The organism is Sphingomonas sp. ABOLE (assembly GCF_003950455.1).
Lineage (GTDB): Bacteria > Pseudomonadota > Alphaproteobacteria > Sphingomonadales > Sphingomonadaceae > Sphingomonas > Sphingomonas trueperi.
Window position 1 is genome coordinate 47,119 of sequence record NZ_QQWY01000021.1, and the last position, 24,367, is coordinate 71,485.

At 67.3% G+C, this 24,367-nt stretch carries 24 protein-coding genes and 3 pseudogenes; 17 read left to right on the top strand and 10 right to left on the bottom strand.

What is annotated here, in order from left to right; all coding sequences use genetic code 11:
* Nucleotides 1-61 precede the first annotated feature (61 nt).
* From CA234_RS14220 to CA234_RS14240, 5 genes are all read left to right on the top strand, one after another.
* On the top strand, nucleotides 62-1,366 hold the full coding sequence (locus tag CA234_RS14220) for a cytochrome c (protein ID WP_126002000.1): 1,305 nt from the start codon (nucleotides 62-64) through the stop codon (nucleotides 1,364-1,366).
* Nucleotides 1,363-1,839 (top strand): (2Fe-2S)-binding protein, encoded by a 477-nt coding sequence (locus CA234_RS14225; protein ID WP_126002001.1) that lies wholly within the window; start codon nucleotides 1,363-1,365, stop codon nucleotides 1,837-1,839. The genes CA234_RS14220 and CA234_RS14225 overlap by 4 nt, the downstream gene beginning before the upstream one ends.
* Complete coding sequence (locus CA234_RS14230) at nucleotides 1,836-4,073, top strand: molybdopterin cofactor-binding domain-containing protein (protein WP_126002002.1); 2,238 nt, start codon at nucleotides 1,836-1,838, stop codon at nucleotides 4,071-4,073. Before CA234_RS14225 ends, CA234_RS14230 begins: the two co-directional genes overlap by 4 nt.
* A gap of 115 nt (nucleotides 4,074-4,188) precedes the next feature.
* A complete protein-coding gene (locus CA234_RS14235; protein ID WP_126002003.1) occupies nucleotides 4,189-4,869 on the top strand; it encodes a DsbA family oxidoreductase in 681 nt (226 codons plus the stop codon).
* Nucleotides 4,866-6,020 (top strand): FAD-dependent monooxygenase, encoded by a 1,155-nt coding sequence (locus CA234_RS14240; protein WP_126002004.1) that lies wholly within the window; start codon nucleotides 4,866-4,868, stop codon nucleotides 6,018-6,020. Before CA234_RS14235 ends, CA234_RS14240 begins: the two co-directional genes overlap by 4 nt.
* A 66-nt stretch (nucleotides 6,021-6,086) precedes the next feature.
* On the opposite strand, the gene CA234_RS14245 is transcribed toward CA234_RS14240, so the two are convergent.
* Nucleotides 6,087-6,773, bottom strand: a complete 687-nt coding sequence (locus tag CA234_RS14245; protein ID WP_241213511.1) for a heme-binding beta-barrel domain-containing protein — start codon at nucleotides 6,771-6,773, stop codon at nucleotides 6,087-6,089.
* Between the two features lie 207 nt (nucleotides 6,774-6,980).
* On the opposite strand from CA234_RS14245, the gene CA234_RS14250 reads away from it, so the two are divergent.
* Nucleotides 6,981-7,637 carry a sensor histidine kinase gene (locus tag CA234_RS14250; RefSeq protein ID WP_126002005.1) on the top strand — a complete coding sequence of 219 codons (657 nt, stop codon included), beginning with the start codon at nucleotides 6,981-6,983 and terminating at the stop codon, nucleotides 7,635-7,637.
* A 649-nt stretch (nucleotides 7,638-8,286) separates the two neighbouring features.
* On the opposite strand, the gene CA234_RS14255 is transcribed toward CA234_RS14250, so the two are convergent.
* Nucleotides 8,287-8,643: a hypothetical protein gene (locus CA234_RS14255; RefSeq protein ID WP_125972357.1), complete on the bottom strand. Its 357-nt coding sequence runs from the start codon at nucleotides 8,641-8,643 to the stop codon at nucleotides 8,287-8,289.
* Nucleotides 8,644-8,840: 197 nt separating this feature from the next.
* Here CA234_RS14255 and CA234_RS14260 point away from each other — a divergent pair, with 197 nt between their 5' ends.
* On the top strand, nucleotides 8,841-11,870 hold the full coding sequence (locus CA234_RS14260; protein ID WP_164521819.1) for a sensor histidine kinase: 3,030 nt from the start codon (nucleotides 8,841-8,843) through the stop codon (nucleotides 11,868-11,870).
* 98 nt (nucleotides 11,871-11,968) lie between these two features.
* On the opposite strand, the gene CA234_RS14265 is transcribed toward CA234_RS14260, so the two are convergent.
* From CA234_RS14265 to CA234_RS14280, 5 genes and pseudogenes are all read right to left on the bottom strand, one after another.
* Nucleotides 11,969-12,466, bottom strand: a complete 498-nt coding sequence (locus tag CA234_RS14265) for a hypothetical protein (protein ID WP_126002006.1) — start codon at nucleotides 12,464-12,466, stop codon at nucleotides 11,969-11,971.
* Nucleotides 12,467-12,480: 14 nt separating this feature from the next.
* Complete coding sequence (locus tag CA234_RS14270) at nucleotides 12,481-12,825, bottom strand: lysozyme inhibitor LprI family protein (protein WP_164521820.1); 345 nt, start codon at nucleotides 12,823-12,825, stop codon at nucleotides 12,481-12,483.
* 160 nt (nucleotides 12,826-12,985) lie between these two features.
* Nucleotides 12,986-13,117, bottom strand: coding sequence for a hypothetical protein (locus CA234_RS25220; RefSeq protein WP_277600085.1), 132 nt, complete (start codon nucleotides 13,115-13,117; stop codon nucleotides 12,986-12,988).
* Nucleotides 13,118-13,267: 150 nt separating this feature from the next.
* Nucleotides 13,268-14,414, bottom strand: a pseudogene (locus CA234_RS14275) (N-acetyltransferase).
* 100 nt (nucleotides 14,415-14,514) lie between these two features.
* On the bottom strand, nucleotides 14,515-15,096 hold the full coding sequence (locus CA234_RS14280; protein ID WP_125972349.1) for an NAD(P)H-dependent oxidoreductase: 582 nt from the start codon (nucleotides 15,094-15,096) through the stop codon (nucleotides 14,515-14,517).
* 95 nt (nucleotides 15,097-15,191) lie between these two features.
* Between CA234_RS14280 and CA234_RS25225 the strand changes: the two genes are divergently transcribed.
* Nucleotides 15,192-15,566: a helix-turn-helix domain-containing protein gene (locus CA234_RS25225; protein ID WP_125972347.1), complete on the top strand. Its 375-nt coding sequence runs from the start codon at nucleotides 15,192-15,194 to the stop codon at nucleotides 15,564-15,566.
* A 365-nt stretch (nucleotides 15,567-15,931) separates the two neighbouring features.
* Nucleotides 15,932-16,366, top strand: a pseudogene (locus CA234_RS25230) (response regulator); the annotation flags it as partial.
* A gap of 128 nt (nucleotides 16,367-16,494) precedes the next feature.
* On the opposite strand, the pseudogene CA234_RS24960 reads toward CA234_RS25230, so the two are convergent.
* The 3 genes and pseudogenes from CA234_RS24960 to CA234_RS14310 form a co-directional block, all read right to left on the bottom strand.
* Nucleotides 16,495-16,940 (bottom strand): annotated as a pseudogene (locus tag CA234_RS24960) (transposase); the annotation flags it as partial.
* Between the two features lie 546 nt (nucleotides 16,941-17,486).
* Complete coding sequence (locus tag CA234_RS14305) at nucleotides 17,487-17,954, bottom strand: DoxX family protein (protein ID WP_125972342.1); 468 nt, start codon at nucleotides 17,952-17,954, stop codon at nucleotides 17,487-17,489.
* A 56-nt stretch (nucleotides 17,955-18,010) separates the two neighbouring features.
* Nucleotides 18,011-18,274, bottom strand: coding sequence for a DUF2282 domain-containing protein (locus tag CA234_RS14310; RefSeq protein ID WP_084583391.1), 264 nt, complete (start codon nucleotides 18,272-18,274; stop codon nucleotides 18,011-18,013).
* Nucleotides 18,275-18,496: 222 nt separating this feature from the next.
* Here CA234_RS14310 and CA234_RS14315 point away from each other — a divergent pair, with 222 nt between their 5' ends.
* The 8 genes from CA234_RS14315 to CA234_RS14350 all read left to right on the top strand — a co-directional run bounded on the left by CA234_RS14315 (nucleotide 18,497) and on the right by CA234_RS14350 (nucleotide 24,320).
* Complete coding sequence (locus CA234_RS14315; protein ID WP_121077931.1) at nucleotides 18,497-19,030, top strand: sigma-70 family RNA polymerase sigma factor; 534 nt, start codon at nucleotides 18,497-18,499, stop codon at nucleotides 19,028-19,030.
* Complete coding sequence (locus tag CA234_RS14320) at nucleotides 19,027-19,692, top strand: DUF1109 domain-containing protein (protein ID WP_241213512.1); 666 nt, start codon at nucleotides 19,027-19,029, stop codon at nucleotides 19,690-19,692. Before CA234_RS14315 ends, CA234_RS14320 begins: the two co-directional genes overlap by 4 nt.
* Nucleotides 19,693-19,767: 75 nt before the next feature.
* The gene (locus CA234_RS14325; protein WP_125972340.1) at nucleotides 19,768-20,028 is read left to right on the top strand and encodes a hypothetical protein; all 261 of its coding nucleotides are present in this window, start codon (nucleotides 19,768-19,770) and stop codon (nucleotides 20,026-20,028) included.
* 56 nt (nucleotides 20,029-20,084) lie between these two features.
* Nucleotides 20,085-20,912 carry a DUF692 domain-containing protein gene (locus CA234_RS14330; RefSeq protein WP_125972338.1) on the top strand — a complete coding sequence of 276 codons (828 nt, stop codon included), beginning with the start codon at nucleotides 20,085-20,087 and terminating at the stop codon, nucleotides 20,910-20,912.
* Nucleotides 20,909-21,649, top strand: a complete 741-nt coding sequence (locus CA234_RS14335) for a DNA-binding domain-containing protein (protein WP_126002007.1) — start codon at nucleotides 20,909-20,911, stop codon at nucleotides 21,647-21,649. Before CA234_RS14330 ends, CA234_RS14335 begins: the two co-directional genes overlap by 4 nt.
* 51 nt (nucleotides 21,650-21,700) lie before the next feature.
* Complete coding sequence (locus CA234_RS14340) at nucleotides 21,701-22,636, top strand: alpha/beta hydrolase (RefSeq protein WP_126002008.1); 936 nt, start codon at nucleotides 21,701-21,703, stop codon at nucleotides 22,634-22,636.
* Nucleotides 22,637-22,762: 126 nt separating this feature from the next.
* A complete protein-coding gene (locus CA234_RS14345) occupies nucleotides 22,763-23,329 on the top strand; it encodes a carboxymuconolactone decarboxylase family protein (protein WP_125972332.1) in 567 nt (188 codons plus the stop codon).
* Between the two features lie 97 nt (nucleotides 23,330-23,426).
* A complete protein-coding gene (locus CA234_RS14350; RefSeq protein ID WP_126002009.1) occupies nucleotides 23,427-24,320 on the top strand; it encodes an alpha/beta hydrolase in 894 nt (297 codons plus the stop codon).
* The last annotated feature ends 47 nt before the right edge of the window (nucleotides 24,321-24,367 follow it).

Sequence of the window (24,367 nt, forward strand, 5' to 3'; positions counted from 1 at the left end):
CGCAAGGCGGCACACGCCGCGTGCGGCATACCATCGGGGACGCTTTCCGGGGATCACGTTCATGATAACCCTTCGCCGTACCGCACGCAGCAAATGGTGGTGGGTGACGGCACTGCTGCTGCTCGGACTGGCCGGCGCGCTGATCGCGCTGGCGCTCAGCTGGCGGCCGGCGATCGCACCGATCGCGCCGCCCTCCCCTGGCAGCTTTGCGCCGGCGCAGGTGGTGCGCGGCGCGACGCTCGCCAAGCTCGGCGACTGCGCCGTCTGCCACACGCGCGACGGCGGCCGCCAGCTTGCCGGCGGCCGACCGCTGGCGACGCCGTTCGGCACGCTGTACTCCGACAACCTCACGCCCGATCCGGAAACCGGCATCGGCACCTGGTCGGCCGCGGCCTTCCGCCGGGCGATGAAGGCGGGTGTCAGCCGCTCCGGCGCGCATCTCTATCCCGCGCTGCCCTATGAGCATTTCACCCATGTCCGCGATGCGGACCTCGACGCGATCTACGCCTTCCTGATGACGCGCCGCCCGGTGCGCGAAGCGGCGCCGGCCAACCGGCTGATCTTCCCGCTCGGGTTCCGCCCACTGCTCGCCGGCTGGAAGCTGCTGTTCCTCCACCCCGGCGAAACGCCGGTGGACCCGAGCCGGTCGGCCGAGTGGAACCGCGGCGCCTATCTCGTCGAGGGGCTCGGCCATTGCGGCGGCTGCCACACGCCGCGCAACCTGGCCGGTGGCGAGATCCGTTCGCAGGCCTATGCCGGCGGCATCGCCGAGGGCTGGCGCGCGCCGGCGCTCAACGCCGCCAATCCCGCCGCGCGGAAATGGACTAAGGAGGCGCTGGTCACCTATCTGCGCACCGGCATCTCGCCCGATCACAGCGCGGCTGCAGGGCCGATGGGGCCGGTGGTCGACAGCCTTTCGCAGGTGCCCGAGGCCGAGGTGCGCGCGATCGCCGCCTATATCGTCTCGAAGATGGGCGGCAGCCCCTCTGCCCCGGTCGCGCCGCTGCCCGACCATGCCGACGCGGCCGCCCGCCGCTTCCCGGAAGGCGCGGTGCTGTTCGGCGGTGCCTGTGCCGGCTGCCACGGCCCGGGCGCGCCGATGATGGGCCAGGGACGGCCGCTGCTGTCGCTGGCGACCGTGCTCCGCGACTCCGATCCGACCAGCGCCGCCCAGGCGGTGCTGCAGGGGATCGCGCCGCCGATCGCCGGACGCGGCCCCAAGATGCCCGGTTTCGCCGACGCGCTGACCGACCAGCAGGTCGCCGCGGTGCTCGGCTATCTCCGCGCCCGCTACACCGACTGGCCCGACTGGAAGAAACTGCCCGCCACCGTCGCCAAGGCCCGCAAGGAAGGCGCCCAGCCATGACCCTCTCGATCACCGTGAACGGCAAGCGCCACCAGGTGGACGCCAGCCCCGAAACCCCGCTGCTCTACGTGCTGCGCGACGATCTCGGCCTCAACGGCGCCAAATATGGCTGCGGGCTCGGCCAGTGCGGCGCCTGCACCGTCCAGCTCGACGGCAAGGCGATCTTCTCCTGTATCACCCCGGTGTCCGCAGTCGGAGACCGCCCGGTGCGCACCGTCGAGGGTCTGGGCACCGTCGATCGGATGAGCCCGCTCCAGCAGGCGTTTCGCGACGAGCAGGCTGCACAGTGCGGCTATTGCATCGCCGGCATGATCATGCGCGCGCAGGCGCTGCTCGACGCCAATCCGCGCCCGGACGAAGCCAAGATCCGCGCGCACATGCAGACCAATCTCTGCCGCTGCGGCACCCATATGCGCATCCTGCGCGCGATCCGCCGCGTCGCCGGCCTGCCCAGCGACGGAGACGCGGCATGAACCTCGATCGGCGCCAGCTGCTGGCGGGCGGCGGCCTGCTCGTCGCATTCAGCATGGCGGGGCACGGCCTCGCCCAGCTCGCCGGCGGCGGCGAGGGCGGCGCCGCGCCCAGGCCGGTGCGGCCCGACCTCCCCGGCAGCCTGAAGAGCAACCCGGTGCTCGACAGCTGGGTGCACATCGCCCCCGACGGCAGGATCACCGTCTTCTCGGGCAAGGCCGAGCTCGGCCAGGGCATCCGCACCGCGTTGCTCCAGGTGGCGGCAGAGGAACTCGACGTGCCGCCCGGCGCGATCGACCTGGTCACCGCCGACACCGCCCGCACCCCCGACGAGGGACTTACCGCCGGCAGCCATTCGATGCAGGATGGCGGCACCGCGATCGCCAATGCCTGCGCCAATGTCCGGATGCTGCTCACCCGGACCGCAGCGAAGCGCTGGCGGGCCGCTGCCGACATGCTCACCACGAACGGCAAGGCGCAGGTGACCGCGCCCGATGGCCGCAGCCTGGGCTATGGCGCACTGGCAGCGGAGCTGTCGCTGCACGTCGAGGCGATCCCGAACGCGCCGCGCCGCGATCCGCGCCACTATCGCACGCTGGGACACGACCTGCCGCGCGTCGACATCCCCGCCAAGCTCACCGGCGGCGCGGCCTATGTGCAGGACCTGCGGCTGCCCGGCATGCTCCACGCGCGCGTCGTGCGCGGGCCGAGCTACGGCACCCGTCTCGCCAAGCCGCAGCTCGACCGGGCACGCAAGATGCCCGGCGTGGTGGCAGTGATCGAGAATGGCCGCTTCACCGCGGTCGTCGCCGAGAAGGAATGGCAGGCGATCCAGGCGATGCGCGTGGCGCAGGACAGCGACTATGTTCGCGACCTGCCGCTGCTCCCCGTGGCGGAGGGCCCGCACCGGCTGCAGAAGCTGCCCACCCGCGAGATCCAGGTGCTCGACACGCACGACGGCGCGAAGCCCGTGTGGAAGACGGTGCGCGGCAGCTACAGCCGCCCCTGGTACAGCCATGGCTCGATCGGCCCCTCCTGCGCGGTGGCGCTGGCCAAGGATGGCGGGCTGACGCTCTGGTCGCACAGCCAGGGCGTGTTCGACATGCACCGCGCCGTCGCCGAGCTGGTCGGCCTTCCGCCCGAGAAGGTCCGCTGCATCCACACCCCCTCGGCCGGCTGCTACGGCCAGAACGGCGCCGACGACGTCACCGCCGAGGCCGGGCTTATCGCGATGGCGCTGCCCGGCCGCCCGATCCGGCTGCAATGGATGCGCGAACAGGAATTCGGCTGGGAGCCGTGCGGCTGCGGCATGGTCACCCGCGTCGAGGCGGCGATCGGCCCGGACAAGCGGATCGCGCACTGGACCTACGAAGTGTGGAGCAATTCGCACAACAACCGCCCCGTCGGCGCCGGCGGCTATGCGGTGGCTCAGGAGATCAGCCCCGGCTTCCCCGCGCCGCCCCCCAAGCCGATCCCGATGCCCGAGGGTGACGGCGACCGGAACGCCAACCCGCTCTACGTCTTCCCCAACATGGACGTGCGCTATCATTTCGTGCCGGAGATGCCGCTGCGCGTCTCGGCGCTGCGCTCGCTCGGCGCGCATCTCAACGTCTTCACGATCGAGAGCGTGCTCGACGAACTGGCGCTGGCCGGCGGCGTCGACCCGCTCGCCTTCCGCCTCGCCCATATGCAGGATGCGCGCGCCCGCGCGGTGATGATCGAGGCGACCAATCGTTTCGGCTGGGCGAAGCGCCCACGCGGCGACGGCCGGCGCGGCTGCGGCATGGCCTTTGCCCGCTACAAGAATATCGGCGCCTATTGCGCGATCGCGATGGAGATCGAGGTCGAACGCGAGACCGGCGCGATCACCGTGCACCGGGTGCAGGCGGCGGTCGATGCCGGCCAGCCCGCCTCGCCCGACGGCATCCGCAACCAGGTGGAAGGCGGCATCCTCCAGTCGCTGAGCTGGGCGACGCGCGAGGCGGTGACCTATGACGCCACCCGCCGCACCAGCTTCGACTGGGGCAGCTATCCGATCCTGCGCTTCGAGGAGGTGCCGGGATCGGTCGCCGTGCACGTCATGGATCGTCCCGGCGATCCGTTCCTCGGCGCCGGCGAGACGGCACAGGGCCCCACCTCCGCCGCGCTGGCCAATGCGATCGCCGACGCGACCGGCGCGCGGCTGCGCGACATGCCGCTCACGCCGGAGGTGGTGAAGGCAGCGATCGGCGTTTGAGGGCATGCGCTTCGTTCCGGGGCGCGCCCCCGCATCGGCCGAAACCTAGGTATGATTCTTGGCCGGATACCGGCGCCCTACTTTCAGCACGGACTTTTCAGACGAGGAACGAGACATGGGCATCGAGGCGCACACCCGCACCATCACCGTGGTTTCCGACACGATCTGCCCCTGGTGCTTCATCGGCAAGCGGAAGCTGGAAGCGGCGCTGCACATCGTGGCCGAGCGGGGCCACGCCATCGACGTCGCGTGGCGCCCCTATCAACTCAACCCCGACACGCCGGACAAAGGCATGGACCGCAGGGAATATCGTGCCGCGAAGTTCGGCAGCACCGCCATCAGCGACGAGATGGATGCGCACGTGCAAGCAGCAGGTGCAGAATTCGGCATCGACTTCCGCTTCGACCGCATCACCCGCACGCCCAACACGCTGGCGTCCCATGTCTTGATCGCCGATGCCCGACGCGCCGGAGGAACGCGTCTGCAGTCGCAGGTCGTCGAGTTGCTGTTTCAGGCCTATTTCGTCGAGGGTCGGGACATCGGCCGCAGCGAGATACTGCAAGAGATCGCATGTGCCGCCGGCTTCGTGCATGGACCGTCGGTCGGCGCCGACCTGTGGGAGCTGGTGGAGCAGGAGGCGATCAACGCCCGGCGCTCCGGGGTGAGCGCCGTGCCGACCTTCCTGCTCGACGACCACCTCCTCTTCGCCGGCGCGCAGCCGGTTCAGACGATCGCGCTTGGTCTGCTGCGCGCAACGGAAAACCGTGATTCCTCCCAGATGGCTGCAGCACAATGATGGACGCCTCCCACGCTGCCGAGAGGCCGCTCCGGGTCGTCGTTTCGGGCGGCTCCATCGCGGGGCTTGGAACGGGCCTCGCGCTGCATCGCGCGGGCATCGACGTGCATGTCTTCGAGCAGGACGGTGGCGCCATGCGCTCGGCCGGCGCCGGGCTGGTGGTCCAGCCGGAGCTCGCCGCCTTGTTCCGCCCCGCCGACGGCGCGACCCTGCCGACGACGCGCTGTCGCGGCCGCCAGACCCTCGGCTTCGACGGCGAATTCGGCCCGTTGCAGCGCATGCCGCAGCAGTTCACCTCGTGGACCGCGGTGCATGCCACGTTGCTGCAGATCTTTCCGGGAGAGCGCTATCACCGAGGCGCGACCGTCGAGCGCTTCACGCGCAACGAACACGCATTGCAGGTCGATATCGTCGGGGTTGGCGCCGTTACCGCCGACCTCCTCGTCGCCGCAGACGGCGCGCAGTCCCCGCTGCGCCGCACGCTTCTGCCGGAGGTGCAGCCACACTATGCCGGCTATGTCGCGTGGCGGGGCACGGTGCCCGAGCGCGACATGCCGCAGGACATCCTCGACGCGTTCGACGATGTCTTCACCTTCGCCGACGCCCGATCCGGCGGGCATGCCCTCGCCTATTTCATCCCGGGCGAGAGTCTGGAGACCGCGCCGGGCGCGCGGCAGATGAACTGGGTATGGTATGTCGGTGCGAACGCGGCCGCGCGAGACGACCTGCTCGTCACCCGCGATGGCGTTCAGCGTCGCGCATCCTTGCGTCGCGGCATGGCGCGCCAGAGCGTCGTCGCGGACCTGAAAGCGCGCGCGGTTGCCGAATTGCATCCGATGTTCGCGCGGCTCATCGCGCAGACCGCCGAGCCGTTCCTGCAGACGATCGTCGATTTCGCTGCACCGCGGACCGTTTTCGGGCGGACCGTGCTGGTCGGCGATGCGGCCTTCATCGTACGCCCGCATACCGCAGGCGGTGCCGCCAAGGCGGCGCGAGACGCCCAACTGCTTGCCGAGGCGCTGCGAGCGCCCCGATCCGAGATCGACCGGAGCCTGGACCGTTTCCAACGCGAGCAACTGCACTACGGCCAAAGCCTGCTTGCGTATGGCGTGCAGCTCGGGCGGCGCTGGGCGAGGCTTGGGCCCGACTAGGGCATCGCGTCGCCCAGGATCTGCCACGCGCCAGCTGCCGGCGGTCGTCCACCGAGAAAGAACCGCTCACGCCGCCGGTTGGTTGCCGTCGCTGCGCTTCTGCAGAATGTCCAGCCATGGGTTCGGCCGCGCCGGGCCGATTCGGTGCAGCGTATTGCGATCCTGATGCTGGAACGGCAGTTGCTGGCCTTCGACCATGAGCTCCGTGTCCGTGATATAGCTCCACGAACCGTCCGCATGGAAGCGGATGGTGATACGGTAGCTGTCCGTCCGGAATGCCTGGTCGAGAAACATCGTCGAGCAGATTCCGTTTTCGGTCGCGCCGCGAACGGAAGCCACCACGATCTCGTCCGCGTCGGCCGCGGCCGAGCCGGATGCGAGCGCCACCTGCCCCCGCGGGATCGCCAGCGTCTGCAGCACCAGGCCCGTGGCCGGCTCCCACAGCCAATATCCCACCTGGTCGTGGAAGGTGATGTCCTCTTCCTCCGTGGTGATATGGACGTGGTAGCGGAGACCATAGAAGAGCTGCGGGCCGTTGACCTGGGGATCGATAGCCTGGAAATCGATGGTCTCGATGAACGCCCGGCGCTCTGGCCCGGCCGCCTTCGGCGCGACATCGGCGCCTTTCCGCGCACGCCACCGCCCGGCCAGCCGACGCAACGGGCCCAGGTTGGCTAGGGTGTCCGGATCGACATCCGCAGGCTCGGTGAAAACATCCCTCGGCGCTGGCGTCATGGCGGCGATCCTCAACATCAAGCGTGCACCTCATCGCGCACACCCCCTGTCATCCCTGAAGGTGCCGACGAGTGCACCTATACATTCGTATCGCCGTCGTTGCCGATCCACAGCGAAAGACGAGGATCACGGCCTCGGAATAGCCGATTTGCACTTCAGTATTATAGCGGCGCCCTCAAGAAAAAGGGCAATCAAGGCAACGGACATTAGTAACGGGAGCTTCAAATGGACGCAGGGATCAACGCCCAGGCCGAGGCCTCGCAGCGCGCAAGGATCTTACCCCCATTGCGAGTTCCAACGGCGGTGGACGAGGCGAACCACAGGATCGCGAACAATTTGCAGGTATTGTTGAACCTCGTTGCGGCCGAAGCGCGCGAGACGGAGGACGCCGCGGGCCGGGCCGCGCTGGAGCGGACGATGAACCGGCTCGGCGCGATCGCGGCCGTGCATCGCCACCTCCACGTCGCCGACACCGGCAATAGCATCGATCTCGGCACCTATCTGCACGAGCTTTGCGCGCATCTGCAGGAGAGCCTGCCGCATCATCGAACGCTCCTGGTCTCCTTGGACCGCGTGGAGGTATCCGCCGAAACCGCGGCGTCGCTTGGCATGCTCGCGGTCGAACTCGTCATCAATGCCTGCAAGCATGCCTATCCGGCCGATTGTCCCGGCGCGGTGGCGCTTTCGCTTTCCGCGGTTGCGGGCCAGGCCCGGCTGACCGTGGAAGACAAGGGCTGCGGTCGACCGCGCCTGGCGGGGCAACCCGGGCTTGGCTCGCTTCTGATCGACGCCACGGTGAAGCGGCTCAATGCGATCGCGGTCTGGGAGCAGGCAAGCCCCGGCACCCGATTCAACCTGTACCTGAACCTCCACCCGCACTGAGCGATCGGCCGGCCTTCGCCGGATCCCCGCCGTCTGGCAGCCAGCGCTTTGCGGCGGACACGACAATCCGTGCGGCGATCCTCGCGGCGCCGGACAGAAGATATCACGCGCCCGAGTACGCAGTGTTTCCGTCCGCCGATATCGACCAGCCGCCCCCCAGCGCCTTGTATAGATCCACGATGCTCGTCGCCTGTGTCAGCCTCGCCCGCGGCGACGCCCATGTCGCCATGGTGGACGCCCGCGCGGCGCTGGCGAGTGCGTCTTCGACATCGCCAAAGGCGTGATGGATCGCGCGCAGCTAGGTCGCGGCAAGTTCGTGGTAGCGGCCATTGGCATCCTGAAGCTGCCCCCGGCACCGACTATACGCGTCGTCGACCACGGCCCCTCCAGTGTCGAAAACTTCCCCATAAATTGGGAGGTCAGGGATTTTTACTTATGTATTCCGATATGATCGCGCTCAGCGCTGCAATAACGACATCCGCACTGCATGACGAGAACGTTATGGTCGGCGACAACCGATCTAAATCTGGCACCGACCGATTTCCTCGGCAGAGCCCGCGCCAGCCCCTCTCAGCGACGCCGATCTCGTTCATTTCGCCCGCCGAAGTTCGCCGGATGCCGGTGTCGCGTGCACCCTGCATGAAAGTCGTCAACGCGGGCCGCGCCCGAGCACGATCGTCCGCCGCCCGAAAATGATCGCATCGGAGGAGTAGGCACCCGATCCCATCAGCAGGATTGCCAGCATCGCAAACGAATGCGCGGCGGCCCCGATCGGAACTACGCTAGTGACCAGGCATGAGAGCAACAGTGCCAAGCAGCCGATTGCCATCATCCTGGTCCAGAGCCCGATGAGGAGACCGATCGCCAGCAGCATCACGCCCCAAGGGCGCGCAGCCGCGGGCGTCAGCATCGGCGTAGCGAGTATCGACATCGCAACCGAGAGGCGCAGCAGCAGGAGTCCGGTGCCAATCCGACCGTCCGGATAGGTTGGGAGAATGCTTGGCATGCCCCTAGCAATACTGTTGTCGAGGGCTGCCCGGCAGCGCGAAATGGGCTATCGTCCACTGGGTCTTTAGGGGAATGGCCGTGGGGCGCGATCGGGTTAGCCCGATCCTCGCAAGGCGAGATCGGGTGAGGCATGCGATGCGGCGTGGCGCGCGGCAATGTATGGAGACAGCATTTGGAGCGATGGTAGCCTCGCGCTTGTGCTTTCTGCTGGGCATCTTGGTTGCAGGCTTCGCGCATGGTCCGGCCTACGCCCTCGACCCGGCCCGCGACCTGAACCAATATAAGCACACGCGCTGGACGATCACCGAGGGGGCGCCGCAGGGCATTTATGGGCTCGTCCAGGGGCCTGACGGCTATCTGTGGATCGGTGGCTCGGAAGGAGTGTACCGCTTCGATGGCGTCACCTTCGAACCCATCCCGCTGGGCGTTCCGCGCGCCGAGAGCTGGCGCGTCACGGCGATGCTCGCGGCGCAGGACGGTACCATCTGGGTCGGATACGATAATGGTGCGCTGGCGACGTATCGCGGCGGCGCTTTGCAATTGGACAGATCGGTCCCAAAGACGGTGGCGTTCACGATGCGCCTTGCGCAGACGAGCGACGGCGCGATCTGGCTTGCCGCTGGCTTGCAGCGCCGAGGGCTTCTGCGCCGAGCAGGCGGGCGCTGGCAGGAAATCGGCACCGACTGGGGATTGCCCGACGACTGGATAAGCGACGTCACCGCGACGCGGGACGGATCGCTCTGGGTGACGACCAGCAAGGCGATCCTGCTTCTCAGAAAGGGCGCGCGCCGCTTCGAGAAGGTCGAAACGCCTGTCGGCTTGGCTGCGGTGAGCGACGATGCAGCGGGGCACATCTGGTTCTCGGACCGACGCGGAACCCGCAGGCGTTCGGCATCGCTCGCTCCCGGCGGCCCCGCTGTGGCGACGCCTGCGGCGCAAAACGCATTCGACACCCGCTTCGATCGCGACGGCAACCTATGGGGAATTACCGGCGCCGGTCTGTTCCGTATGCGCGCGCCGGGCGCTTGGCGCGACCGCCCGGTTTCGGAGCGGGTTGACACATTCACGGCGAAGGATGGGCTGACCTCGGACGTCGCCAATGTCTTTCTCGAGGACCGGGAAGGCAATATCTGGATCGGCACGAGTTTGGGGCTTGATCGGTTTCGTGCTGCGAATGTCGTGGTAACGCCGTCGATAGGAACCAAGGGCGTTTGGGGGTACGTCCTGCTGGGTGCGCGAAACGGCACCGTCTATGTCGGCGCCAACGATGGCGTGTTCCAGATTCCGCCCGGCGGGCGGCCGACACGCATTCCGGGCGCTGGCGGAGAAACGCACGATCTGTGCGAAGCGCACGACGGAAGCATCTGGGCGATCCAGACGGGAAAGGCGCTGCGCATCCGGCCGGGCAGCATTGCACGACGCGACGTCCCTTTGGGCCGCGACCGACAATATTGTGCCGTGGACAATGCCGATAACCTGCTGATCGGCAGCCCGGGTATCCCGGGGGAGTTGCACAGCCTTCGCTCGGGCCGATGGCACCGGCGCTCCTTCGCGACATTGGCCGCAACCCCGCAATACCTCATCATCAGGGCGCAGCAGCCATCCCTTGCGTTGCTTGGATCCGGCGCGCTCGTAGGGCTGGACCGCCTGGGAAGGAATCCGGCTCCCATCCTCGGCGATCGTCTGACCGACGTCAGCACGGTCTATGTGGGCGCGGGGGACGTCCTGTTCGGGCGGCAATCCGGAATCAGCAGACTGCGCGGAGGGCGCCTGCAGACTATCGGCACCACTCGTTTCCCCTGGCTGGTCGGTCCGTCCGGGTTCGTCGAGACGCCCACCGGCCAGACCTGGCTGATCGCCCGGGCCGGAATCATCCGATTGTCGTCCCGGGCGCTGGACCAGGCGTTCGCCGATCCCGCGGCGCCGCTGGAAGCGATGATCCTCGACATGGAGGATGGTCTTCCCAATGTTCAGTTTCGCGATGGCGACCGGAACGCCGTGCGCGGCGGCGACGGTCGGCTGTGGTTCACGACCACGGGTGGCGTCGTGTCGGTCGATCCGGCCCGGCTGGTGCGCAACGCGGTGCCGCCGCCGGTTTCCATCCGCGCGATGACGGTGGCGGGACTGCGCTATCGCAACCCTTCCAGCATGACCCTCGCCCCGGGAACGTCGCAGTTGGCCATTCAATATGCGGGCCTCAGTCTATCGATACCAGGCCGGGTTCGCTTTCGATATCGCCTCGAAGGCATCGACAATGACTGGATCGACGCCGCGACGCGACGCGACGCCTATTACACCAATCTGGGGCCCGGCACCTATCGCTTCCGGGTGACCGCGGCCAACAATGACGGGGTGTGGAACCGCGATGGCGCGACGCTCGAATTCACCATTCCCCCCACCTTCGTGCAGTCGATCTGGTTCAAGCTGCTGGTCGGGCTCGGGGTGATCGGCATCCTCGCCGCTTCGTATCTGTGGCGGCTCCGGCAACTTACTGCGCGGCTGCAACATCGCTTCGATATCCGCATTGCCGAGCGCGAACGGATCGCGCGCGAGCTGCATGATACGTTGCTGCAAGGGTTCCAGGGGCTTATGCTGCAGATAAAAGCGGGGGTGAACCGGCTGCCCGACGCTGCAGCGCGAAAGCCGCTGGACGAGGCGCTGAAGCAGGCGCAGGCCGTGCTCATCGAGGGTCGAGATCGCGTACAGGAGCTTCGGACGCGGGATCGTGCTGGTGATCTGGCACAAGCGCTGATCGATAGCGCGTCCACGGCCGCAAGCAGGACCGGACCGGACGTGCAGGTGACGACCGAAGGCGAACCTCGCGCGTTGCGCCCGCTGGTTCTGGAGGAAGTGCATCGGATCGGCGAGGAGGCCATCCGCAATGCCCAAGCGCACGCAAATGCAGCGTCGATTGCCGTCTTGCTGATTTGGGGGCGGCAGAGCTTGCGGCTGTCGGTTTGCGACGACGGCGTAGGAATACCGGCAGACATCCTCGCGCATGGTGAGCGGCCAGGCCATTTCGGCCTGCGCGGCATGCGTGAGCGCGCCGAGCGCATCGGGGGCCGGCTTGTGGTCATCAGCAGAGGCGGCGGCGGCAGATCGGGGGGCGGCACCGAAGTAGGGCTCGTCGTGCCGGCACGCGCGGCGTACCGTGCGCAGCCGGGCAGTCGTCTAATACGCCTTCGCACCATGCTGCGCGGCATGTGGCCGGGCCGACGCCGGTGAGTTCTTCGCCGACGCCTATCCTGGTGAGGATCGAGAAGCGGAGCAAGTCTGGCCGGTTACGTGCACGGCGATCGGCGCCGCCAATGGCGCCCGCCGCCCTAGCGGGTCGCGCGCAGGCCGGCAGGCAGTTCGCGGATCGGGCAATACCGATATGCCGTCCTTCCCTCAGACCGTATTGTGAAGTGGAGGGCATCGGGAATGTCGATCGTCTGCTGCGCGACAACGCGCTTCGCGGGCCCGGCACCGGCATCGATGCAGGACTGGCTTACCGTGTAGAGACTGCCATATCCGCTGCGCCGTTTGGACAGGATCCGGGCGATGCAGGCGCGGCTATGCGCCGAGCTGATGCCCTTGCCGTCGTAGCGCCTGATCGCGGCTTTCGGCGGATTGCCGCACGATACGCCCTGCGCGACGAATATGCCGGGCTTCAACGTGTATACGCCGCCCGGCGGGGGCGAGTGATCCGGATCGGCGGCCGTAGGGGTGGCAACCAGCGCAGCAACCGTCAGGAGCGCGAAGGAAGCAAGGACGTGGCGAACATTTGTTTGGGACATGGCACCCTCTTCAACACGACAGGGATTCTGCGGTCTTTCCATCGGACCCGCTAGCTTCAACGCGGACAGGCGAGATCGCCCTCTTGGCACGCCGCGATCCTCCTAAGCTGCTGGGTGCGCTGCCGGCTGAGCGCCTTCAGACACGTTGCCTGGACCAACGGGTAAGCGGAGCCGCCCTGCGCGCCCGAGGTCTCGAACTTGCACTGCGAGTCGCGAAACGCGATCCAGCTTCGCTGGGCATCGCGCAGCAGCAGGCGGGAGGCGGGCGACAACCGCGCGCTTGCAGCCTTGTATTGGGCATTCAATGCCTGATCGGCAGCGTGCGCCTCACGCGCTGCCGAAGCGTTCGTCGCGGACTGCGTCTGGGCCGCCAGCGGGGCGGCAGCCAGCCCAAATGCCATGGCCAAGAAGAGACTGCGAAGACCGTATGCGCGCATACCTTCAGATACTCCTTGTGATTCCTCGCGGCGTCGAACGGGGCATCAACGCACCACCATTGTGAATCGATCAGCGCGTACACCCGGGCATACGGCCTCGGCCGAGCCGACGCGGGGGGCGCCATCACGCCGTCGCAGCCCCGTGCGCGGCACCTTCGACCATTGCCGAGCGCAACACGGTGGCCGTGTCGAGCCCGGGCGCCATCGTCAGAAGCGCTGCGGTGATCACATAGGTTATGAAGAGATCGACGGTCACCGCTGGTTCGCATCCTTGAAGGGCTTCGCCGAAGCGCATGCACGCCATGTCGTCGATCTTCGTTTCCCGGCCGCTTCATGCGCGCCGAAACAGGTTTCGAACGTAGCGTCAGTGCCGCGGCGTCGCTTCCCGGTGGCCCGACGCAAGCGTCTACAGGCTGTCCCCGTAGATCTGGTATATCTTGTTGATCCGGCTGTCGATCGTGGTGGCGATCGCTTTCATCCCCTGATTGTCCTCGAGGATCCACCCGATCTCGCCGCGCGACGCGCCATAGTTGGCGACCGACGCTTGGCGGATCTGCTCGATCATCATGAAGGCAGCTGGCTGGCGAGACGGGAGGATTGCAATTCCTTGCGCACGCCCATCAGCGGCACGCGCATCGTGGTCACGCGCGGCTTGCGCAGCCACAGCAGCAGCTTGGCCCAGCCGAAGGGCAGAAGATTGCCGTTGAGCGGCCGGATCGCCTCGTTGAGATCGGGCAGCGTGATCATGAACGCCACCGGCCGCCCATCCAGCTCGGCGATGCGGATCAGGTCATTGAACACGATCGGCTTGAGCTTCACGCCGACATCCTCGATCTCGGGCGGGGTGAGCGGGGCGCCCCTCAATTGTCCGACCAGGCATCGTTCAGGATTTCGAGGATAATCGCGGCTTCCTCGTCGAAGCGGCGCTTGTCGACCTTGCGGACGACGATGCGCTTGTTGTTCTCCCCCGCGTGGATGCGCTGGACGATCGGCGGGAAGGTGCGCGTGATGTCGAGTTCATAGGTGCGCAATTGCTTGACGGGCTCGTACCCGGCGGCCTCGATCCATGCCCGAAATTTCGGGCCATGGTGCCCCATCATCACCGTGGGGGCCTGATCGAACCCTTCGATGAGCAGCCCCGGCTCCTCCCAGATCGACATGATGGTCGGGCCGAGCGCGCGCGTCATGCCCTGGTCTCGCAACCAGGATTCGGCGCGGTCGAGCAGGGCGAGGAAAACTTCCTCCTCCTCCGCATCCATCAGGCCCCATTGGCCGACACCCGGCCCGAAACCCAAGGCCGCCGGCATGTCGAGCGCCAGCGTGTCGATATGCGCGGAGATGCGCCCGACGACGCGGCCATCCCGATATGCCAGGAACAATTGCGCCTTGGCATGCGAGAACCAGCCGATCTTCTCGGGCGTGATCAGCCCAAGCGCCTCCCCCTTGAGCGGAGGGACCCAGTAAGGATCCTCCGCGTACAGGCGAAATGGTAGCGCCAAGAACGCTTTTCGCTCGCGTTTATTTGTCACCGGCGTGATGGTTATCTTCGTCATGTGGGCGTGACTAGCCGCGCAAGCGACGCGGATCGAGCAAGGTACGCCGGTGAATTGCCATTCCGTTTCGGCCGTAGCTCGATTTACGGCATGCACGGAATCACGCTTCGGCCGGCTCCTTTGCCGCTGCCACATGCTCCACCGCAGCCAGCGCCGCGTCGATCGCGGCACGCCGCGGCGCGTCGCCCATCGCGACCCCCTCGGCAACGACGATCTGCGGTCGATCGATTCCGATAAAGCCCAGCATGGCGCGAAGATGCGTCTCGGCGTGCTCCATGGGGGCGGCCGGCCCTTCCGAATAGAGGCCCCCGCGCGACAGCACGACCACCGCCTTCTTTGCGGCGGCGAGGCCTTCGACACCGCCGGCACCGTAGCGGAAGGTCTTGCCGGCAACCAGGATGTGGTCGAACCAGCTCTTCAACTGGCTGGGGATGCCGAAATTGTACATCGGGGCGCCGAGCACGAGGACGTCGGCGGCCAGGAATTCCGCGAGAACGGCCTCCGCCGCATCGGTGCCGAAACGGGACAAGGTGATGTGCGGAAGCGGCGCCGCGGCGAGGTCGCGGTAGTCGACGGCGATCCCGCCGATCTGCTGCCGATAGCGCTCGACCACGGCGGCGGAAAGCAACCGCGTGACCGACGTATCGCCCTGGATCGACGAGTCGAGATGAAGAAGCTGCATCGCTGACTATCCTGCTGTTGGTGGAATGCAGCATGCCTACGGGCGGGTTGACCCTCGGCCAAGAACGCATATTTTCCTGACATGGTCACACCCATATGACTTCGCTGGACCCCGGATCGCACCGCTGCATCGAGCTTTCGCAGCATCTGCGATGGATCGGTGATCGCTGGACCTTGCCGATCGTGGTGACGCTGCAGACCGGCGCAATGCGCTTCAACGCGCTGCGACGCGCGGTGCCCGGCATTTCGCAACAGATGCTGACCCGCACCCTGCGCGCGCTGGAACGGGACGGCCTGGTGTGCCGCGAGGTCTATCCCACCACGCCGCCCAAGGTCGAATACCGGCTGACCCAGATGGGCGCCTCGCTCGCCGCGCAGGGCCGCGAACTGGGCGGGTGGGTGGAAAGCCATCTCGAAAGCCTCACCGCGAGCCGCGCCGCGTTCGACGCGAAGGTAGAGGAAGAAGGCTGAATGGCGTCGCGACCGGCGGCAGCGGGTCGCGTCGGTCGGCGATGCCGACACGGATCTCCTCGCGCGCGCGGTGCGAATAGGGGGAGATCTGGTCCGCCTCCTCCGCCAGCTTGGTAGCCAAGGCCGGTTCCAGCCCGGGCAGGCTGACCGACAATTCTATTCCATGGATACCGGCATGTTCGGCCGGCGAGGGATCATCCTCCAGGGACGTCCGGGCTGACGCCCCGCCCCACCCGAACGACGGATGTAACACTAGCCCTAGTTAGGGTGCCGCCGTCCGTTGCCGCATGGGAAAGTGCCGGCAGATCGAAGCGGAGGCGATGAAGGGGCGAGCGATGCATGTGATCGACCGCACCGGGCTCGAGATGCAATCCCCGTCCTGGCCGAAGGTTGGTAAAGACGACAAAGGCCGACATGCGCCGTTCGGCGGCGCACTGGCGCCTTTGGATTCGTCGGATGACCTCGATGGCCGATGCACCACCCCCGTTGTCGTCGTCGACGACCGGATGGTTCGGCACGTGATCGTATCGCTTCTGGAAACCGTCGACATGGACGTACTCGCCTTTGGCTCCGGCAGGGAGATGCTGCGGGCCGATCTGCCCGATCGCCCCGGCTGCTTCGTTCTCGACGTCCGCATGCCCGGCCTTAGCGGCCTCGACGTGCAACAGATCCTCCTCTCGAAGGGAAACTGACGGCCGATCGTGTTCCTGACCGGCCATGGCGACATTGCGATGAGCGTGCAGGCGCTGAAGCTGGGCGCCGTCGACTTCCTCACCAAGCCCTTTCGCCACCAGGCGCTCCTCGATGCGATCGCCCGCGCAACCGAGCAGGACCGCAATCGCCGCGCGGCAGACGGCATCGCCAATCGCCGTGCCGCGTTGCTGGCAACCCTGACGCCGCGCGAACACCAGGTCCTGCGTGCGGTGGTGAACCGACGACGCTCGTTCGCGAGCTCGCGCATCCGCTCGCGGACAGCATCGTCCTTCCCGCGAAGCGGCTCATATTGCCACGCCGACCGATTGACCCCGACCAGCCTGCAGGCGCGACGCTCGCAGAAACCGTGATCGGCCATCAGCTTCTCCACCGCAGCGTAGCGTTCCACAGACCGCGTCAGTTTTTTCCCAGCAAGTCCTTCAACGCCGACACGTCGAGCATCGACTCCGCCAGCAGCTTTTTCAGCCGACGGTTCTCGTCCTCGAGCGCTCGCAACCGCGCGGCGTCGGAAACCGTCAGGCCACCGTATTTCGACTTCCAGGTGTAAAAGGTCGCATCGCTGATCCCGTGTTTCCGGCACAGGTCGGCGGTCTTCACGCCAGCCTCATGCTCCCGCAGCACCCCAATGATCTGATCCTCGGTAAATCGGCTTCGCCGCATCACTCGTCTCCATCTGACGAGCTAACTTACCAATGGCATGATTTCTGGGGAGCAGGTCACTAGCGCCCGTATCGCGCGACCAGGCACGGCCATGGGCGATCTCACCTCCAACGGCGGTCTTTACCAGGAGCGAGCGGATCGTGCTTGAACGGCTCCCTGGACGGCGGGAACTGGACGCCTTCCTGACGATATGCATCGGAGCGGCTCAAAGGCAGGTTATCTCAGCCGGCCCTGGTCGCGAGCGGCCAGGGGACGCGGGCGCGGGGGGTCAGGCAGCTGCGCGCCCACTTTCGGACATTCAGCACGGCGTTTGATCAACCCAGAAGCGGACGCAAACGACCGACGCTCAGATCCGCGGTGCAGGGGACTGGATTTGGGACTGAGCTACCGATCCGCGATGGCATGTCGAACGGTAGCGCTTGCCAGGAGCCGACATTCGACATTTGTTAGAGATGTGGAACAGCCCAAAGCACCAGACCGCCGGGAGCCGCACCACCTTTCTCAAGTGGGGGTGACCGCAGCGCGATATTGTGACTTCCGCAAATCCTAGCGATCTTTCGTTGATGCAGGTCGCACCTCCAGCCCGAGCAGCCGATCGAGCGACCACGCCCCCGGCCCGGCAGCGACCAACGGCAGCAGCAGCCCCGCCCAGCTGAGATGGGTCGGCCAGGCATCGGGATAGACGAACACTTCGATCACCGTCGTCATGCCCAGCAGTGCCAGCGCCGCGGGCCGGGTGAACAGGCCGAGCACGAGCAGGATCGGGAAGAAATGCTCGGAATAGGTCGCGAGATGCGCGGCAAGCACCGGCGGCGCGAAGGGCAGCGCATACTCGGTGCGGAACAGCTCATAGGTGGAATCAGTGATCGTCAGCCAGCCTTCCACCTTGGTGCGCCCGGACAGGAAGAAGATGGCGGCGATGCCCAGCCGTGCGACGAGGAGCAGCAGCGACGGCGGCAGCAGGCGCGCGGCGAGGTCGCCCGCGCGGGCATAGAGGGTGGCGAAGGATTGCATGGTGGACTCCAGGCGTCAGGGGATGCCCGGCCACCCGCGCGGCCGGGCGGGGGGCGTCAGGCCTTCGGGGTCAGCGAACCATTGCCCTTGGGGGTCTTGATCGACGTGCAGGTACCCGCCTTGACCAGCTTCCAGGCATTGCCCTGATAGTTCTTGGTCGCGGTGCCTGCGCAGCTGGTGCCGGCACCCGCCTTGCAGTCGTTCTTGCCGGCAAGTGCCACGCCATAGCATTTCTCCATCTTGGGCTGCTGGGCATGGGCGGCGGTGGCGGCAATGCCGAGGGCGAGGGTCGCGGCAAGCGCGGCGGACGTCTTGATCATGGGAATACTCCGTCGAGGGGGCCTCTCGCGCGGCGGCCCGCAGGGGGGCATGGCCGCCGCGCGGTGACCCCGGGGAAGGCGGAGGCGCCGGGTCACCTGCTGCCGTACGCCGCGGGAAAAAGCGCGGTTACAGATCCGGCCGGGTCGAGCGTGCGATTTCTTTTCTGCATCGCTGCTGTAACCTGCCGCCATTCGCCCACGTACGCCCGACCAGGAGTGGGAATGCGGCACAGCGAAGCAGAGCTACGAGCGTGGATGACGGCAGGACTGGACGGCGATGCCGCGGCGCATGCGGCGTTGCTGCGCGCGCTCGTCCCGTTGCTGCGCAGCTTCTTTCGCCGCCGGATGCGGGGGGATGAGGATATCGAGGATCTGGTGCAGGAAACGCTGATTGCCATTCACACCAAGCGCGGCACCTATGACCGCGATCGACCGTTCACCGCCTGGCTCTACGCCGTCGCCCGCTACCGCCTGATCGACCATCTCCGCAGGCGCCGCGTTTCGGTGCCGATCGAGGAGGTCGAGGCGATCCTGATCACGGAAGGCTTCGAGGAGGCGGTGACCGCGCGTGTCGATGTCGATCGCCTGCTTTCCGGCCTGTCGGACAAGCAGGCGCGCGCGATCCGCGACACGCATCTGGAGGGCCTGAGCGTCGCCGAAGCGGCCGAGGGCGCGCGGATCGGCCAGTCCGACGTCAAGGTATCGGTCCATCGCGGGCTCAAGGCGCTCGCCGCGCGGCTGCGGGGGCACGAATGATGGCGCACGACCCCGACACCAACAGCACCGAGCGGCTGATCGCGGCGCTGTCCGCCGACGTCCGTGCCATCCCGCCGCGCTTCATCGGGCGCCGCATCGCGCTCGGCATCGCCGGCGGCGGCGTGGTGAGCATCGGGCTGGTCTTCGCGCTGTTCGGCATGCGGCCGGACTTTCCGCAGGCGATGTTCGGCTTCTCCTTCTGGATGAAATGGGCCTACACGCTGTCGCTGGGGCTGATCGCGGTCACCGCGACCGTACGGCTGGCGCGGCCGGAGGGCGGATCGCTGCGCATGCTGTGGCCGCTGGCGCTGCCGATCCTGCTGCTTGCAGCGCTCGCCATCGAGGAAATGATCCGCACGCCGATGCGCGACTGGCTCTCGATGTGGCTGGGCGGCAGCTGGAACCGCTGCCCGTGGCGGGTGCTGCTGCTCGCAGTGCCGATCTTCCTCGGGCTGCTCTGGTCGTTCCGGAAGCTGGCGCCGACCAATTTGCGGGCGGCAGGTGCTGCCGCGGGCCTGGCCGCGGGTGCCTGGGCCGCCACCATCTACTGCCTCCACTGCGACGAATATGCCGCGGTGTTCGTGCTGACCTGGTACAGCCTCGGCATCCTGCTGGCGACTGGACTGGGTGCGCTGATCGGCCCGCGCGTCCTGCGATGGTGAGCGTGTAACCGGCCCCCGCGCCGGCCCGTAGATGGAAGGCCGATCCGGCACCCATCTATCCAAGGGAACCTAACCATGATCACGCTCCAGACCGGCGCCAGCATCGCCGCCACCGCCGCCCTCGTCGCGCTCTCCGGCGTCAGCGTCGCCGCCCCGGCCGCTTCGGCGGGCAAGGTCGTCCACTGCTACGGCATCAACAGCTGCAAGGGCACGTCGGACTGCAAGTCGGGCAACCACGACTGCAAGGGCCAGAACGAATGCAAGGGCCAGGGCTTCAAGGCGGTGTCCGCCAAGGCCTGCAAGGCGGCGGGCGGCAGCCTGACCGAGCCGAAGTGACGCGCCCGGCGGCCCGGCCTCCCCGCCGGGCCGCCTCGTTTGGAAGGAGGAAGGGCATGCCCCATCCGCATCTTTTCGGCCTGGGGCTGCGCAAGCCGCACTATGCCGATTTTCTGGAGGCCGCAGCGCCGGTCCCGGTCGACTTCGTCGAAGTCATCTCCGAGAATTTCATGGTTCCCGGCGGCCGCCCGCGGGACATCTTGCGCCGGGTGCGCGAGCGTCATCCAGTGGCGCTGCACGGCGTGTCGATGTCGATCGGCTCGGCCGACGGCGTGGATCGCGACTATATGCAGCGCCTGCGCGCGCTGGTCGACGCGGTCGAGCCGCTGTTCGTCTCGGACCATCTCTGCTGGACGCGGTTCGGCGACTTCCAGTCGCACGACCTGCTCCCTTTGCCCTATACCGAGGAAGCACTGCGGACCGTGTGCGACAATGTCGACGCGGCGCAGACCGCGCTCGGCCGCACGATGCTGATCGAGAACCCGTCGAGCTACATCGCGTTCGACGGCGCCGACATGACCGAATGGGCGTTCCTCGACGCGCTCTGCGCCCGCACCGGCTGCGAGCTGCTGCTCGACGTCAACAACATCTTCGTCAGCGCGACCAACCATGGCTTCGACGCGCATGCCTATCTGGCCGGCATTCCCGCCGCGCGCGTGCGGCAGATCCACCTTGCCGGGCACAGTCGCGGCGAGACGCTGCTGATCGACACCCATGACCGGCCGGTGCCCGATCCCGTCTGGGCGCTCTATGCCGAAGCGTTGGAGCGTGTCGGGCCGGTCGCGACGATGATCGAGCGCGACGACGCCATTCCCCCGCTCGCCGAGCTGCTTGCCGAACTCGATCACGCGCGCGCCATTGCCGCGCTGCGGGTGGCGGCATGAGGCTGGCGGCGCTCCAGGCGGATTTCGGCCGCTGGCTGCAGGGCGAGTGCCCGGACGCGGCGACCCGGCTGGGCGACGATCCGGGTCTGGATGTCTATCTCAACAATTACCGCAGCCAGCTGGTCGCCGCGCTGGAGAGCAGCTTTCCGCAGCTGCAGCGCTGGCTGGGCGAGACGGCGTTCCTCGCCGCCGCCGCACGGCATATCGAAGCCTCGCCGCCCTCCGCCTGGACGCTCGACGCCTATGGCGAGGACTTCCCGGCGACCATCGCGGCGCTTTACCCCGACGATGCGGAATGCGCCGAACTGGCGCGTATCGAATGGGCGCTGGCGGCGGCGTTCACCACGCCCGACATTGCCCCCTTCCTCGTGGAGGCGCTGGGCGCCGTAGAATGGGAGACGGCGCGCTTCGCTTTCGTTTCCAACCTCGCCATGCTGCCCGTGAAGACCAATGCCGCCGCCTTGTGGCAGGCGCTTGTCGACGGCACCGTTCCGCCCGCCGCCCAGCGCCTGCCCGCCCCTGGCGCCGTGCTGCTCTGGCGCGACGGCTTCAACCCCAGCTTCCGCACGATCGAGCAGGCTGAGGCGACGGCGATCCTCCAGCTGGAGGCAGGCATGCAATTCGGCGCGCTCTGCACTGCCCTCGCGGAGGAGCATGGCGAAGCGGCCAGCGCCGCCATCGTCGGCGGCTGGCTGGGGGCGTGGCTTCGCGACGGGCTCCTCGCCGCGCTCCATTGACCGCCCTGTCGACCGGCGACCTGCGCAACTCCACAACCTTCGGAGGTTTCCATGTTCCAGCAGCTTGCGGCCCTCGCCCTCAGTGCCGCCACGCCGGCGCTGCCTGCGCCGCCCCTGCCCTCCACTTCGGCGACGACCAGCTTCCACAAGGTGCAGGTCGAAGGCGTCGGGATCTTCTACCGAGAGGCGGGACCGAGGGACGCACCGACGATCGTCCTGCTCCACGGCTTCCCATCGTCGTCGCGTGAATTCAACAACCTGATCCCGCTGCTGGCGACGCGCTATCACCTGATCGCGCCCGACTATCCCGGCTTCGGCCAGAGCGACGCGCCGTCGCCCGATACCTATCGCTACAGCTTCGATCACCTCGCCCAGACGACCGGCGCGCTGCTCGACCAGCTGGGGATCCGTCGCTATTCGCTGTACCTGCACGATTACGGCGCGCCGGTCGGCTACCGCATGATCCTCGCGCATCCGGAGCGGTTGCAGGCGCTGATCGTCCAGAACGGCAATGCCTATCGCGAAGGCCTCGGCCCGAAATGGACGAGGATCGCGGAGTATTGGGCGGCACCGGCCGCGCATCCGGAGGTGGTGGACGCCTTTCTCTCGTTCGACGCCACGAAGCAGCGCCACCTTGCCGGCACCCGCCATCCGGAACGCTATGATCCCGACAGCTGGACCGACGAGGCCGCCCATCTCGCCCTGCCGGGACAGCGCGCGATCCAGGCGGCGCTGCTCTACGACTATCGGACCAATGTCGCCGCCTACCCTGTCTGGCAAGCATGGCTCCGCACGCATCGGCCGCCGACGCTGGTCGCCTGGGGTGCCAACGATCCGTCCTTCGTCGCCGCCGGCGCCGAGGCTTATCGGCGCGACCTGCCGGATGCCGAGATCCAGCTGCTCGACGCCGGCCATTTCGCGCTCGACGAAGCCACCGATGCCATCGCGCAGCGGATCCTCGACTTCCTCGCGCGGCATCCCGGCTGAGACCGGCCACTGCCAACCCATTCTCGGCAGGCATAGGCATTAGTCGGCCAAGCGGTCTTCGTCGCCGCGGTGGGAAGCGGCATTTCCCTGCCTGTCGAACGCATCACCCCAGGAAAGGAACGACCCATGACCGACTTTACCGCCTACACCGTCGATACCGCCCCGGCCGCCGCCCGCCCGATCTTCGAAGGCGTCAAGGCAGCCTTCGGCTTCGTCCCCAATCTCCAGTCCTATATGGCGGAATCGCCCGAGCTGCTCGCCGGCTACACCGCGCTGTGGGACCTGTTCTCGAAGACCAGCCTGACCGCGCATGAGCAGCAGGTGGTCTACCTCACCGCCAATTTCGAGAATGAATGCCATTATTGCATGGCCGGCCACACCACCCTGGCCAAGATGCAGAAGATGGACGCCGGCGTCATCGCGGCGCTGCGTGCCGGCACCCCGCTGCCCGATGCGCGGCTGGAGGCGCTGCACCGCTTCGCCACGCTGGTCGTGCGCAACCGCGGCTGGGTCGACACCGCGGAGGTGGACGCGTTCCTCGCCGCCGGTTTTACCCGCCAGAACGTGCTCGAGGTCGTGCTCGGCGTCGCGACCAAGGTGATGAGCAACTACACCAACCACATCGTCCACACCCCGCTCGACAGCTTCATGCAGGGCAATGAATGGACCAGGCCGGCCGCCCAGGCCGCCTGACCCGCACGCCTCCCCCACGTGCGAACCTGCCCGGCCTGCGCCACGATGGCGCGGGCCGGGTTCTGCATTCCGCCCACCCGATATTGGTAGCGAACCCATGCCATTCCCTCTCCCACAGGGTAGCCACACCCTGATCGTCGCGGGCATCCCGCAGCATCTCCACGTGGCGGGCACCGGCCCCTGCTGCATCGTCCATTCCGGCGGGCCGGGGATCGATTCCGGCTATCTGCGCATGCCGCTGCTCGAGCCCCATCTGACCATGGTCTATCTCGATCCGATCGGCACCGGTGCGTCCGGGCGACTGCCGACGCACCCGATGGGCTATTTGGTCGATCGCTTCGCCGACCAGTTGGTCGCGCTGCTCGACGCCATGGCGGTGCACCGCCCGTATCTGCTCGGCCATTCGCACGGCGCGTTTGTTGTCCTCGAAGCGGCGCTGCGCCGGCCGGACGCCGTGGCGGGCCTGCTGCTATATGCCGGCGCTGCCAGTACCGGCGGGGGCTTCATGGCTGCGGCGGCCGCGCGGATCGACGACTTCGTACGCCGCCATCGCGATACCCCCGACGCGGAGAGCGTGCGCGCGGCCTGGAACGGGCTGCCGGCGATCCGCAGCGACGCCGCCTATACCGCGACGCTGCGAGGGCTGCTGCCTGCCTATTTCTCCAATCCAGCCCGCTCCGCCGAAGTGCTGGCGGCGCTGCGCCGCCGCTTGCACGCCACCTTCCTGGTCGGCGACTCCGCGCCGTTCGACGTCCGCGACCGACTGGCCACACTGACCACGCCGACGCTGGTGATGGCGGGCCGGGACGACTTCATCCTCGGTCCGGAATTTGCAGACCGTCTGACCGAACATCTGCCCGACGCTCGCCAGGTCCTGTTCGAGCAGAGCGGGCATTTCGCGCATCTCGAGGAACCCGAGGCCTTCGCCAAGGCGGTGCTGGACTTCGTCGCGTCGACGCGCGGCGATTATCGATCGGAATCGCAAGGATGAACTTCAGCATCCGCCGATTATCATCCGATCTGCCGAGAGCCACAAAG

Bases quoted from the DNA above. Each gene is read 5' to 3' on its own strand.
- CA234_RS14220 (WP_126002000.1), top strand. From the start codon at position 62: ATGATAACCCTTCGCCGTACCGCACGCAGCAAATGGTGGTGGGTGACG.
- CA234_RS14225 (WP_126002001.1), top strand. From the start codon at position 1,363: ATGACCCTCTCGATCACCGTGAACGGCAAGCGCCACCAGGTGGACGCC.
- CA234_RS14230 (WP_126002002.1), top strand. From the start codon at position 1,836: ATGAACCTCGATCGGCGCCAGCTGCTGGCGGGCGGCGGCCTGCTCGTC.
- CA234_RS14235 (WP_126002003.1), top strand. From the start codon at position 4,189: ATGGGCATCGAGGCGCACACCCGCACCATCACCGTGGTTTCCGACACG.
- CA234_RS14240 (WP_126002004.1), top strand. From the start codon at position 4,866: ATGATGGACGCCTCCCACGCTGCCGAGAGGCCGCTCCGGGTCGTCGTT.
- CA234_RS14245 (WP_241213511.1), bottom strand. From the start codon at position 6,773: ATGTTGAGGATCGCCGCCATGACGCCAGCGCCGAGGGATGTTTTCACC.
- CA234_RS14250 (WP_126002005.1), top strand. From the start codon at position 6,981: ATGGACGCAGGGATCAACGCCCAGGCCGAGGCCTCGCAGCGCGCAAGG.
- CA234_RS14255 (WP_125972357.1), bottom strand. From the start codon at position 8,643: ATGCCAAGCATTCTCCCAACCTATCCGGACGGTCGGATTGGCACCGGA.
- CA234_RS14265 (WP_126002006.1), bottom strand. From the start codon at position 12,466: ATGGAAAGACCGCAGAATCCCTGTCGTGTTGAAGAGGGTGCCATGTCC.
- CA234_RS14270 (WP_164521820.1), bottom strand. From the start codon at position 12,825: ATGGCATTTGGGCTGGCTGCCGCCCCGCTGGCGGCCCAGACGCAGTCC.
- CA234_RS14280 (WP_125972349.1), bottom strand. From the start codon at position 15,096: ATGCAGCTTCTTCATCTCGACTCGTCGATCCAGGGCGATACGTCGGTC.
- CA234_RS25225 (WP_125972347.1), top strand. From the start codon at position 15,192: ATGACTTCGCTGGACCCCGGATCGCACCGCTGCATCGAGCTTTCGCAG.
- CA234_RS14305 (WP_125972342.1), bottom strand. From the start codon at position 17,954: ATGCAATCCTTCGCCACCCTCTATGCCCGCGCGGGCGACCTCGCCGCG.
- CA234_RS14310 (WP_084583391.1), bottom strand. From the start codon at position 18,274: ATGATCAAGACGTCCGCCGCGCTTGCCGCGACCCTCGCCCTCGGCATT.
- CA234_RS14315 (WP_121077931.1), top strand. From the start codon at position 18,497: ATGCGGCACAGCGAAGCAGAGCTACGAGCGTGGATGACGGCAGGACTG.
- CA234_RS14320 (WP_241213512.1), top strand. From the start codon at position 19,027: ATGATGGCGCACGACCCCGACACCAACAGCACCGAGCGGCTGATCGCG.
- CA234_RS14325 (WP_125972340.1), top strand. From the start codon at position 19,768: ATGATCACGCTCCAGACCGGCGCCAGCATCGCCGCCACCGCCGCCCTC.
- CA234_RS14330 (WP_125972338.1), top strand. From the start codon at position 20,085: ATGCCCCATCCGCATCTTTTCGGCCTGGGGCTGCGCAAGCCGCACTAT.
- CA234_RS14335 (WP_126002007.1), top strand. From the start codon at position 20,909: ATGAGGCTGGCGGCGCTCCAGGCGGATTTCGGCCGCTGGCTGCAGGGC.
- CA234_RS14340 (WP_126002008.1), top strand. From the start codon at position 21,701: ATGTTCCAGCAGCTTGCGGCCCTCGCCCTCAGTGCCGCCACGCCGGCG.
- CA234_RS14345 (WP_125972332.1), top strand. From the start codon at position 22,763: ATGACCGACTTTACCGCCTACACCGTCGATACCGCCCCGGCCGCCGCC.
- CA234_RS14350 (WP_126002009.1), top strand. From the start codon at position 23,427: ATGCCATTCCCTCTCCCACAGGGTAGCCACACCCTGATCGTCGCGGGC.